This window comes from Robiginitalea insularis, from assembly GCF_052497835.1.
In genome coordinates, this window is sequence record NZ_CP199296.1 from 2967947 (window position 1) to 2980339 (window position 12393).

Consider the following 12393-nt stretch of genomic DNA (forward strand, 5'->3'; position numbering starts at 1 on the left):
AAGGCTTACTGGGATATGTTGAGCATCTTTTCGGTTGCCTTTATGGCGGACACGGTCTGGTCTGAGTCCAGCCCTCTGGTAGTAAACTCCCTTTCCTTTTCCTTCCAGGTAATGACGGTCTCGCAAAGGGCGTCCGAATTGGACCCGGGAGGTATCCGAACGGCGTAGTCTACAAGGGTGGGCAAGGGTATTTTAAGACCGCGGTAAACCTTGCGAAGCGCATTCATAAAAGCATCAAACTGCCCGTCTCCCTGCGCATTCTCTTCATAGGTTTTTCCCTGTATTTCAAGGGATACAGTTGTAGATGGCTGCAGTCCTTTGGCGTGGGTCAGCACATAGGACCGGATAAACACGGATTGTTTGTATGAATCACTGCCCAAAACATCCGAAATAATGTATGGCAGGTCTTCCCTTGTAACTTTTTCTTTCTTGTCGCCTAACTCAATGATTCGAGCGGTTACCTTGCGAATCTCATCCTCGTTCAGCGAAAGTCCGAGTTCCTGCAGGTTCTTCTGAATATTGGCCTTGCCTGAAGTTTTCCCTAACGCATATTTGCGCTTACGGCCGAATCTTTCGGGCAACAAATCATTAAAGTAAAGATTTTTCTTATTATCTCCATCTGCGTGTATTCCAGCAGTTTGTGTAAACACATTATCCCCGACTATAGGCTTGTTGGCCGGGATCCCAATCCCGGTAAAGGCAGATACCAGTTTACTGACTTTAAACAGGGAACTTTCCGCAATGCTGATCTCGGCCTCGGGCAGGAAGTCATTAACGACGGCAACCACACTCGCCAGGGGCGCATTTCCGGCCCGTTCCCCCATTCCATTAACCGTCAGGTGTAGTCCGTGGACCCCTGCCTTAATGGCTTCCATGACGTTGGCAACACTAAGGTCGTAATCATTATGGCCGTGAAAATCGAAGTGCTGTTGAGGGTATCTTTTGACAATTTCAGAAAGAAATGCAAAGGTTTCCCGAGGTGTAAGGATTCCCAGGGTATCCGGCAGCAGTATCCTTTTTACGTTCTGTGTCTGCAAAAAATCCAGGAATTCAAAAACGTAATCGGGAGAATTGCGCATGCCATTACTCCAATCTTCCAGATAGACATTGGTGGTAACCTCCTGTGCGGTGGCTATTTGAATTACCTTTTCAATATCCTTAAAATGCTCCTCAGGCGTTTTTTTAAGTTGATATTTCAGATGATTCAGCGATCCTTTTGTCAGGAGGTTTTGCACCTTAGCACCAGCCAGTTCCATCCACTTCAGGGAGGCTCCGCCATCTACAAAACTCAGGACTTCTATTTGGTCCAGCAAATTTTCGGAGGCAGCCCATTCCGTAATCTGCCTTACAGATTCGAATTCCCCTTCTGAAACCCTTGCCGAAGCCACCTCAATCCTGTTTACTTTCAATTCCTGTAAAAGCAGGCGTGCTAGGGTCAGCTTCTCCGAGGATGTAAAAGATACTCCGGAGGTTTGTTCCCCGTCCCTTAGGGTCGTATCCATGATTTCAATTCGCCGCTTTTGCATAGGGGGCCTGGCTAAGTTATAAGGTGATCTTTAGAGGGGGATCTGTTCTGCGAAGGTTTCTATGTCCTTCTTCATGTTGAGCAGGTAGTCTATATCGTCGAAACCGTTCAGCATGTTTTCTTTTTTATACCCATTGATCTCGAAAGTCTCTAATGCACCGGTGGAAGTGATGGTAATACTTTGTTCCGGCAGGTTGACCTCCAATTCTGTTTTCGGATCGGCCTCTATAGCTTCAAATATCTGTTGCAAAAAACCAGCGCTTACCTGTACCGGTAAAACGCCGATATTTAAACAATTGTTCCTGAAAATGTCTGCAAAAAAGCTGGAGACCACACATCGAAACCCATAGTCATATACGGCCCATGCCGCGTGCTCCCGAGAGGAACCGGAACCGAAGTTTTTACCTCCAACGAGGATCTTACCGTTGTAAAGTGGGTTGTTCAGCACAAAATGTTCCTTGGGGGTATTGTCTGCGTTGTAGCGCCAGTCTCTGAAAAGATTATCCCCGAAGCCTTCACGCTCGGTAGCCTTTAGAAATCTGGCAGGAATGATCTGATCAGTATCCACATTTTCAATGGGAAGCGGGACAGCAGAACTCTTAAGGATTGTGAATTTATCGTAAGCCATGTTTGTATATCGTCTTGTTGTTAAACTAATGCTGTTTTGAGTAGTTCCCTGGGGTCTGTAACCTCGCCTGTAACAGCAGCAGCAGCTGCAACCAGGGGGCTGGCCAGGAGTGTTCTGGCACCGGGTCCCTGCCTGCCCTCAAAATTTCGATTTGAGGTACTTACGGCGTACTTTCCCTGCGGGATTTTATCGTCGTTCATTGCCAGGCAGGCAGAACATCCCGGTTCCCGGAGTTCGAAGCCGGCAGCTTCCAGTATGTCGAGAATCCCTTCTTCCCGAATGGCCTGCTCCACCTTATGAGATCCGGGAACCAGCCAGGCAGTAACATTGGCTGCCTTTTGCCGGCCTTCAACTACCTGTGCAAAAGCCCTGAAATCCTCTATCCGACCATTTGTACAACTTCCGAGAAAAACAAAATCTATCTTTTTGCCCAGCATGGATTCCCCTTCTTGAAAATCCATATACTCCAGCGATTTTTTATACGTGGCAACCCCGCCATCGAGGGTTTCAGCCTTTGGTATCTTCCTGGAAATGCTGAGGCCCATCCCCGGGTTGGTCCCGTAGGTGATCATGGGTTCTATATCGGCCCCGTTAAAGTTTATTTCCTTGTCAAAGATTGCATTCGGGTCTGAATACAACGTCTTCCAGTATTTCATAGCGGCGTCCCAGGCTTTTCCCTGTGGTGCATACTCCCTGCCCCTTATATAATCAAAGGTTTTTTCATCCGGGGCAATCATACCGCCACGGGCACCCATTTCAATACTCAGGTTGCACACTGTCATCCGGCCCTCCATGCTCATTTGCTCAAATACACTTCCGGCATACTCCACAAAATATCCGGTGGCTCCGGAGGTGGTAAGTTTTGAGATGATATATAGCGCAACATCCTTAGGGGTAACCGCTTCGCTCAGGCTTCCCTTGATATTGATGCGCATGCGCTTGGGTTTGGGTTGCATAATGCACTGAGTGGCCAGCACCATTTCGACCTCCGAAGTTCCTATTCCGAAGGCTATGGCGCCAAAAGCACCATGGGTAGAGGTATGGGAGTCCCCACAGACAATGGTCGCCCCTGGCACAGTGATCCCGTTTTCGGGTCCGATTACGTGAACAATCCCATTTTTTTCATGCCCCAGACCCCAATAGGGAATGCTGTGTTTTTCAGCATTTTCCTCAAGTGCTTTCAATTGTTTGGCAGAAAGCGGGTCCTTTACGGGTAAATGCTGATTCCGGGTTGGGGTGTTATGGTCCGCGGTTGCAAAAGTCCTTTCGGGATACAATACTGGAATATCCCGGTTTTTTAGCCCCAGAAAGGCTACCGGGCTGGTTACTTCATGAACCAGATGTCTGTCGATAAAAAGTACGTCAGGCCCATTGTCAATGCTGCGAACCACATGGGAATCCCAGACTTTATCAAATAGTGTTTTGCTCATCTTTCTTCTTGCTTTTGGCGAGATTCATTAGAACTTACAAAAGTATAAATATGCCTTTGGGAAGAAAACCAATGGCAGGGTAAATTACGATGTTCAAATCCCGATACAGCCCTTTAAAATGCCCTTTTCAGGATTAATCATATAAGAATTGCCAGACATAAGCCGTTAAAAAAGGGATTCAGGGAGCCTCAATAAAGCGTTTATAATGCTTTAACTAATGTAATCCCATATATTCCTGAAAGCCTCCATTCTGCTGAGTTTGTCCCGAAGCACCCGATGTTTGGGCAGTTCCAGTCCACCATCTTCTTTTAGCACCATGGCGGCATGGTACCGGGCAGTTTCCAGGATATCACGGTCGCGGATCACATCGGCAATTTTCAGGTTCAGTATCCCGCTTTGCTGTGTGCCCATCAGGTCTCCCGGACCCCTTAGTTTCAGATCGGTTTCTGCGATTTCGAAGCCATCGTTGGTGCGAACCATTGTCTGAAGCCTTGTTTTGGCATCTTCAGAAAGCTTATTACCGCTAATCAGGATACAATAACTCTGATCGGCTCCACGGCCCACCCGTCCCCTGAGCTGGTGGAGCTGGGAGAGTCCAAAACGCTCGGCACTCTCAATAACCATTACGGAGGCGTTGGGCACATTAACCCCTACTTCAATAACCGTGGTGGCAACCATTATTTGGGTTTGTTTTTCAACAAAACGCTGCATTTCAAATTCCTTTGCTTCAGGCTTCATCTGCCCGTGTACGATGGAAATCTGGAATTCCGGGGCGGGAAATTCTCGGCTGATACTTTCATACCCGTCCATCAGGTCTTTGTAATCAAAGGCTGCCGACTCCTGAATGAGCGGATAAACAATATAAACCTGACGCCCTTTGGCAATTTCATCTTTCAGAAAGCGAAAAACCTTCAGCCGGTCTGCATCGGTTCGATGAACGGTTTTGACCGGTTTCCGGCCCGGGGGTAGCTCATCTATTATACTGATGTCCAGATCCCCGTACAAACTCATGGCAAGGGTCCGGGGAATCGGAGTGGCTGTCATAACAAGGATATGTGGCGGTGTTGCATTCTTTTTCCAGAGACGGGCGCGCTGAGCGACCCCAAAGCGATGCTGTTCGTCAATTATGGCCAGTCCGAGGTTTTGGAAACTCACCACATCTTCCAAAACGGCGTGTGTCCCTATCAATATGGGTAATTCTCCAGATTCCAGCCCTTCATGTATAGGTTTTCTGTCCCTGGCCTTGACGGAGCCGGTCAGAAGTGCCACACTTATACCTAGAGGCTCCAGCAGTTCACGCACTGCATGATAGTGTTGCTGGGCGAGTATTTCCGTTGGGGCCATCAGACAGGACTGAAAACCATTGTCCAGGGCCAGCAGCATACACATCACGGCCACTATGGTTTTACCTGAACCTACATCCCCCTGAAGCAGACGGTTCATCTGGGCATGGCTTCCCAGATCAGCCCGGATTTCCCGAATAACCCTTTTCTGGGCCGGGGTCAGTTCAAAGGGGAGATGCTGCTCATAAAAACCTGTAAAATGCTCCCCGACCTTTTCAAACGGAAGCCCTTTTATTTTAATCTTGCGTTGGCGTTTTTTGGTAAGCAGTGCCAGTTGCACAAAAAAGAATTCTTCAAATTTCAAACGGAACTCTGCGCGGGCCAGCAGTTTTTGATCATCCGGGAAATGTAGTTGGGAAACCGCCAGTTGTTTGTCCATCAGCTGCAGGCTTCCCCTTATATCCTCCGGCAGGTTTTCTTTCAGTGGTACCTTTTCCTGGGTTAGCAATTGCAGCATCCAACGGCTGATCATCCGGTTGGTAATACCCTGTTTAGACAATTTTTCGGTTGACGGATAGACTGGCTGCATGCGCACCCTTTTCTGTGACTTAAAGGTGCTTAGCAATTCCATTTCCGGATGGGCCATGGAAAACACACCATTATACCACTTTGTCCTGCCGAAAATCACATAGGCCTCATTTAGTTTCAGACGTTCCCGAATCCACTTCTGGCTCCGGAACCAGACCAGTTCCATTTGCCCTGAATCATCTTTGAAAGTGGCCACAAGCCGGCTTCCTCGCTTTTGTTCAACCGTTTTAATATGGATAAGCCGGCCAATGAGTTGCACCTCGGCACTATTGCGCTGCAAGTCGCTTATTTTATGGAATTTTGTTTTATCTATATAACGGTTCGGAAAGAGGTACAGCAAATCCTGATAGGTCTCCAGGCCCAGCTCTGAACGAAGCAATTTGGCCCGGTTAGGGCCGATGCCTTTCAGGTAACTCAGGGAAGTTTGCAGGGCCTTGGGATGCATTGGACTAAATTAAGGGTTCGTAATTTCAACTGCAACCCGTCAAAACGCTAAATTTGGATTGATTTTTGACCTGTTAACGCTATGCGCATTAGCTTTCGAATTTTCTTCTTGTTCTTTCCGCTGCTACTGGCCAGGGCACAGGGCGGCAATGTTGATTTCGAAAAGGCGAACATCAGCATTTCCCCTGATACGGCAAATGCAGGAATAGCAGGAAGTGTAAGGTACACCTTCAGGATGATTGGCAAGGCAGACAGCTTGCATCTGGATGCGCAAAATATGCACATAATTAAAGTAGCCCTGGAGAATCGGGAAGTTCCTTTTTCGTACGACGGAAAACGTTTAGGGATATTGGCTCCGGAAACTGCAGGGGCATACAGTCTGCAAATAGACTATACCGCCCTTCCCAGGCAAACCCTCTATTTTTTTGGTTGGAATGACCCCTATCCGGGCAACGAACAAATCTGGACACAAGGTCAGGGAAAATACAGCAGCCATTGGGTACCCAGTTTTGATGAAATGAAGGAGAAAGTGGTTTTTAACCTGGATATTTCCTTCGACCCGGATTATGAGGTAATTGCCAACGGACAGCTTCAAAGTAGGGAATTGACAGATTCCCTGGCGACCTGGCATTACCGAATGGACAAACCCATGAGCAGTTATTTGCTTGCTTTTACAATCGGGCATTTTAAGGTGGACACGGTTCAATCCGGGGGCGGAACCCCCATCTTTAATTATTTCCCATCCGGTGAGCAGCAGCATGCCCGCAATGCCTACCGGTATACTTCTGCTATTTTTGACTTTCTGGAACGGGAGATCGGATACGCCTATCCCTGGAAGAACTACAAACAAGTCCCCTTGCACGATTTTATGTATGCGGGGATGGAAAATACGACTGCGACCTTTTTTTCCGATCGCTATTTCACAGACAGTATTGCAGTCAATGATCTGCCCTATCTCAATATCAATGCGCATGAAATGGCACATCAATGGTTCGGCAACCTGGTAACCGAAGCAGACGGAAAGCACCACTGGCTGCACGAGGGTTTTGCCACCTTTTACGCCTACCTGGCAGAAGCAGCCATAAAAGGTGAGGACCAGATGTACTGGAAGCTATACAATAGCTGTGAGGCTCTGCAACAGGCAGAAGAGCAGGGCAGGGGGAAGTCTCTTTTAGACCCGGGGGCAGATAGCCTGACCTTCTATGAAAAAGGTGCCTGGGCCCTTATATTTTTACGAGAGATACTTGGGGAGGATGTTTTTCGTGCAGGAATTCGAAAATATTTGGAAAAATTTGCCTTTCGCAATGCCACGGTGGATGATTTCCTTTCCATCATGGAAGGGGAGTGGGGAGAGTCCTTAAATGACTTCAGAGGGGCCTGGCTCGCATCTCCGGAATTTCCCTCAAAGGAAGTTCTGAACTATTTGCAGGGAAAGTCTGCACCTATCCGAAAATTTCTGGAATTGAAAAAACTGTCGGTTCCTGCTTACCCTTCAGAAAATAAGCTTAACGAAGCCTGGATATTTTCCCGCTCTCCATTTTACAGGGAACAACTGATAATGACTTTCGGAGATTCCCTGCCGGAAAACATTCTTGGGCAGGTTTTACGGGAAGGAAGTTTAATGGAACAAAAGGCGCTTTTAGCTGGTGGAATAAATTTACCACCCTCGATGCTGGAGTATACGGTCAATTTGCTGGATGCTCCCAGCTACGAACTGCGTGAAACACTTTTGTATCGTTTATGGCTGAATTATCCGGAGCAGCGGAAATCCTTTCTGCAAAGACTTAAGCAAAACGGCAGTCTTGTTCATCTTCCATTGAGACAGAGCTGGCTGCTGCTCGCGGCCCTGACTCCGGCTTATGAGGATGAACAGGCGGAAAACCTGGCTGCCTTACGGAAGACCACAAACTCGTTTTACGCTGCAGAAGACAGGGAAAAAGCATTTGAACTTTTAAATCAGGTAGATGCTTTTAACAATCAAAATATCATGGATTTAATACAGGCCACGGAGCACCATAGGTGGGCTTTTAAGAAATTTTCGCGTGAGTTGTTCCTGCAATTACTGGAACAACGGCCAGACCGGGAATACTGGGAAATGATGATTAGTGGGTTTAACCGGGAAACCTATGCGTATATTTATGAGAAAATAGAAGCTTTATGAGAGCACTGGTTATTTCCGGAGGGGGTAGTAAAGGGGCTTTTGCCGGCGGGGTGGCACAATTTTTACTCGAGAAGCATCCCAATTCGTATGACCTTTTTTTGGGAACTTCAACCGGCAGTTTGCTTATTTCACATCTGGCTTTGAATAAAATAAGCAAGATCAGGAAAATATACACCTCAGTTAATCAAAACAGTATTTTTAGTAATTGTCCTTTTACCATACAGCGAAAGTATGGGATAGCAACTATCGGTATAAATCACTGGAATGTGCTCAGGAATTTTTATAAAGGCAGTAAAACCTTCGGGGAGAGCTATCATTTGCTGGATCTGATCAAAAAATCCATCACTCCTGAGGAATTCCAAATATTAAAGAAGGGCCCCAAAGATATTGTAGTCACTGTATCCAATTTATCTCTGAACCAGGTAGAGTACAAGAGTATCAATGATTTTGAATACGAAGAATTTTGTGAATGGATCTGGATTTCCTGCAATTATACGCCCTTCATGAGCCTCGTTCGAAAGAATGGCTGCGAGTACGCAGACGGAGGGTTGGGCAGTATGGTTCCCATTGAAGAAGCGATCAAAAGGGGGGCAAGGGAGGTTGATGCTATTATCCTTCACACCGAAGTTTCCCATATCAACAGAATGCCTTCAAAAAATGTTTTTTCCCTTCTGACCAATATGTTTGGCTTTATGCTGGATCGCATTGAGCAACATAATATCAAAATAGGGAAATACGTGGCCACGCATAACAATGCGATTATCAACTTTTATTTCACTCCTACTGTCCTTACAACCAATTCACTGGTTTTTGACCGGGATCAAATGTCGAAATGGTGGAAAAGCGGCTATTTATACGCCGCATCCAAGGGTGAAGAAAGCAGTGCCCTCGAATGAGCCCGGACGATTTACCAGAGCTCCCCGATCTCTTTTTTAACGTACGAAAGCGCTGTAGCTGAAGGGGAGGCTTTGTCCATGGTCTCATTGAGAATATCTTCCCGTAATTTTTCAGCACTGTCTGCCGTACTCATCCCTGCTTTTCGAATGGCCTGGATAGTAGCATTTTTGGCGGCCTTGATAATATTCCAGCACTCGTCAGTCATATAAATCTGCTGAGACAGGTTATGCTCAAATTCATTTTCGATATTGCGGATCAGCAGGTTTTCATAATCCCCTTTATCTGCTGATTTTGGCGCTACCCGTACCACCAGGCTGGGGATGGAGATCCGTTCCAGAAAAAGCGCCATTCTTTCATAGGCCTGCAGCCGGATCGGAAGACTGTTTTTCTGGCTGTCCTTATGAAGCAGGAACCTGCGCCGGCCTTCTTCGTTCCGTGTATGCATCCGGAAGAAATAAAAAGCAACTGCACCGGTTACTACTGCAGGTAATAAATACGCGAATAATTGAAAGATTCCGTCGCCCGTCATGAAAGATATGTTTAGATTGGTTTTCGCATTTGAAAACGCAGGAAAATCACAAAAAGTATATTAAGCCTGCGGAATTCTTCCCATACAATTATGGATAAAGGAGCTGATCTTTAATTCTGAATCTCCTTTCTGGTCTCCAGATAAAATCTGCGGTAGTTCGGGTGCAGAATAACATCGATCCCTTCACTGAAATTCCCATCTCGCCCCCTGGAACTCAATCGGCTTTCCCCAATCTTCAAGCTGTCCCGGAGCGTGTTCATCACGGCAGCAGCCTGCCGTGCCGCCAGGGAAATTTCCCCGGTCATGGAAAGGCCTTCCACCGTAAGGTTCAGTTCCGGATACATTCCGGCCAGCTCGGCAATACCCTCAAGCCATTTTGTCCCGGAATCACTGATTGCTAATCCGCCCTCTTCCGTAAATACTTCGTTCAAGCCTCCTGAAATCAATAATCCCCCTGAGGAAATCTTAAGTTTTGCCGTGGCACCCAGGGTCTGTTTGGCCTGGCTGAGAAGAGCAATGATTACAGAATCGTTCCGGCTAAAAGTTTCAACAATGTTTCGCAGCTGTCCTTCTTTTGCCTCAAGAGAGGAAAGGGTCTGGCTCAGGGCGGAAGTGTTCTTGCTGGATACCTCGGCAAAATTATTGAGGTTTTTTAGTAGCGTGGCGTTGGCAGACTTTAAATCGCTGGCCTGTTTTTCATACAATTCAGCCTGGGCCTGGCTAGCTTTTTCCCGTTGTTCTGCCCTGGATAAGTCTGTTTGCAGCTCCCGGATCACGAGTTTAAGGCTGTCAATGCTGGCTATCAACTCCCTTTTTTTTTGGGCGTTTAGCCCGGAAGAAACGGAGAGCACCACAATAAACACCCATAATGAGCTGGAGCGTAGAAATTTAAATTTCATATTAGATTCAAATGTTTGGCAAATATACTTCTGAAAATGAGTTTAATCAACGGAGAATTGAACAAACGCCCAAATCCCTCATAATAAAAATCCTAATTATTCAGATAGTCCAGGCTTAGTTCAGTAAGCGCTTTTACGCCCAGAATCAAACCGCTGTCATCAATGAAAAAATCAGGGGTGTGATGGGGGTAAGGTTCAGTATTTCCAGGGGTCATCCCACCCAGAAAGAAAAAGAACCCGGGTACTTCCCGTTGGAAATAGGAAAAATCTTCTGCCCCTGTAATGGCTTTTTGGGTTTGAACATTTGTAACCCCGGCAACCCTTTCCAGGGTAGGCAGCATCTGGCTTACCAAATCAGGGTCATTATAGGTAATATCGGTGGCATCCTTTATTTCAATGGTCGCTTCGCCCCCGTAGGCTTTCGCAATATTCGGGACCATTTCCATCATTCGTTTATTGATATGGTCTTTCATATCGTAATCCAGGGTGCGAATGGTTCCAAGCATCTCAGCACTTTCGGGTATAATATTGAAACGGACCCCGCTTTTTATCTTGCCCACTGTAATAACGGCAGCTTCATTGGTAAGGTTCGTTTCGCGGCTGATAATTGTTTGTAAACCATCGATAATTTTTGCACTAATAAGGATGGGGTCTACTCCTGCCCAGGGCTGTGACCCATGGGATTGTTTTCCTTTAACGTGGATGGTGAAGCTCTGTGCAGCAGCCATGGTACCGCCAGACTTGTAGCGGATCACCCCGGTTGGGGTCATGGAATTGATATGAAGGCCAAAAATGGCGTTTACATCCGGATTTTTAAGGACACCCTCTTTTACCATCAACAGGGCACCACCTTCTTCCCCCGGTGGTGGTCCTTCTTCAGCTGGTTGGAATATAAACTTGACAGTGCCTTTAATCTGGTCTTTATTACGACTTAGGACCTCTGCTACCCCCATCAGGATCGCTGTATGTGTATCGTGTCCGCAGGCATGCATTACCCCAACTTTTTCACCCAGGAATTCTGCTCTGACTTCTGATCGAAAGGGAAGGTCATTCCTTTCTGTTACAGGAAGCGCGTCAATATCGGCGCGGAGGGCAACTACTTTGCCCGGAGAATTCCCTTTGAGGATTCCGACCACCCCGGTATGAGCTACCCCGGTCTGAACTTCTAATCCAAGCGATTTCAGGTGGGCAGCAATCTTTTCCGCTGTCTTAAATTCACGATTCGAGAGCTCTGGAGTCTGGTGAATTTGGCGCCTCCATTCGACCACCTTGGGTTCAATGGTATTGTAGTCTTCCTGCAGGGAATACTTCTGGGCAGCCAGGCTTCCGCAAATTAAAATGAACAATAAAAAGGTAATTTTCTTCATATCTCGAATTTAAAATTTTATTAATTGGTAGCCATCGCTCTGCAATTGGATCAGGGCAGTCATGGCAGACAGCGAAAGGAGTACTCCTGGCTGTGCCTGCTCTATCGGAACTTTACGAGCCACTGATGACTGCCCGCATAGTATAATCTTAACACCGGCATCCATAAGGGCATTGAGCAACCCGGTATTGGGGTTGTCGGTGCCGAATCGTTCCCGATAGTGATCATTGGTCAAAATATCCGGAGTAGCCGCGTTGTGAACCACCACAGCGACCTGCATCTGATCCATGGAAACTCCCTTTCGGGCATGCATGTTCAGGAATCTGGCAGCTGTTTCAAGGGACGGATTGATGGCCTCTTTAGAGTCCGGACTTCTCATAACATCGAATACGACCTTGAAAAGGTGCTCTTTGTTCACCGGATAGCTTGTATTTTGAATATCCCAGATAGCGCCATACTCTTCAATAACCGGTCCGGTTTGCTTTTCCTGTGATGACAGGGTGAAGAAACTCAGGCAAAAAAGTATTAAAACCAACCTGGAATAAATGCGCATTGGGTTCGGATTAAGTATCCCGGCCTTAAAGATATTTAAATTGCCTTTAAAAGGGAGTCATATTGTTTATAATTCTAATCTGTTTCCGTT

At 46.8% G+C, this 12393-nt stretch carries 10 protein-coding genes; 2 read left to right on the forward strand and 8 right to left on the reverse strand.

What is annotated here, in order from left to right; genetic code table 11:
• Positions 1–5: 5 nt before the first annotated feature.
• The 4 genes from ACT6NV_RS13385 to recG all read right to left on the reverse strand — a co-directional run bounded on the left by ACT6NV_RS13385 (position 6) and on the right by recG (position 5899).
• Positions 6–1526 (reverse strand): alpha-isopropylmalate synthase regulatory domain-containing protein, encoded by a 1521-nt coding sequence (locus tag ACT6NV_RS13385; protein ID WP_445384946.1) that lies wholly within the window; start codon positions 1524–1526, stop codon positions 6–8.
• 30 nt (positions 1527–1556) lie between these two features.
• Positions 1557–2153: a 3-isopropylmalate dehydratase small subunit gene (leuD, locus tag ACT6NV_RS13390; RefSeq protein WP_445384947.1), complete on the reverse strand. Its 597-nt coding sequence runs from the start codon at positions 2151–2153 to the stop codon at positions 1557–1559.
• A gap of 20 nt (positions 2154–2173) precedes the next feature.
• Positions 2174–3583, reverse strand: coding sequence for a 3-isopropylmalate dehydratase large subunit (leuC, locus tag ACT6NV_RS13395; protein ID WP_445384948.1), 1410 nt, complete (start codon positions 3581–3583; stop codon positions 2174–2176).
• A 210-nt stretch (positions 3584–3793) separates the two neighbouring features.
• Positions 3794–5899: an ATP-dependent DNA helicase RecG gene (gene recG, locus ACT6NV_RS13400; RefSeq protein WP_445384949.1), complete on the reverse strand. Its 2106-nt coding sequence runs from the start codon at positions 5897–5899 to the stop codon at positions 3794–3796.
• A gap of 81 nt (positions 5900–5980) precedes the next feature.
• On the opposite strand from recG, the gene ACT6NV_RS13405 reads away from it, so the two are divergent.
• The gene (locus ACT6NV_RS13405; RefSeq protein WP_445384950.1) at positions 5981–8059 is read left to right on the forward strand and encodes a M1 family metallopeptidase; all 2079 of its coding nucleotides are present in this window, start codon (positions 5981–5983) and stop codon (positions 8057–8059) included.
• Positions 8056–8955 carry a patatin-like phospholipase family protein gene (locus ACT6NV_RS13410; RefSeq protein ID WP_445384951.1) on the forward strand — a complete coding sequence of 300 codons (900 nt, stop codon included), beginning with the start codon at positions 8056–8058 and terminating at the stop codon, positions 8953–8955. Before ACT6NV_RS13405 ends, ACT6NV_RS13410 begins: the two co-directional genes overlap by 4 nt.
• Before the next feature lie 11 nt (positions 8956–8966).
• Here ACT6NV_RS13410 and ACT6NV_RS13415 read toward each other — a convergent pair whose 3' ends face one another.
• The 4 genes from ACT6NV_RS13415 to ACT6NV_RS13430 all read right to left on the reverse strand — a co-directional run bounded on the left by ACT6NV_RS13415 (position 8967) and on the right by ACT6NV_RS13430 (position 12303).
• Positions 8967–9485, reverse strand: coding sequence for a DUF7935 family protein (locus tag ACT6NV_RS13415; RefSeq protein ID WP_445382101.1), 519 nt, complete (start codon positions 9483–9485; stop codon positions 8967–8969).
• A gap of 110 nt (positions 9486–9595) precedes the next feature.
• Positions 9596–10384 (reverse strand): hypothetical protein, encoded by a 789-nt coding sequence (locus ACT6NV_RS13420; protein ID WP_445384952.1) that lies wholly within the window; start codon positions 10382–10384, stop codon positions 9596–9598.
• A gap of 92 nt (positions 10385–10476) precedes the next feature.
• Complete coding sequence (locus ACT6NV_RS13425) at positions 10477–11751, reverse strand: amidohydrolase (protein ID WP_445384953.1); 1275 nt, start codon at positions 11749–11751, stop codon at positions 10477–10479.
• A gap of 9 nt (positions 11752–11760) precedes the next feature.
• A complete protein-coding gene (locus ACT6NV_RS13430; protein WP_445384954.1) occupies positions 11761–12303 on the reverse strand; it encodes a DsrE family protein in 543 nt (180 codons plus the stop codon).
• Positions 12304–12393: the final 90 nt, after the last annotated feature.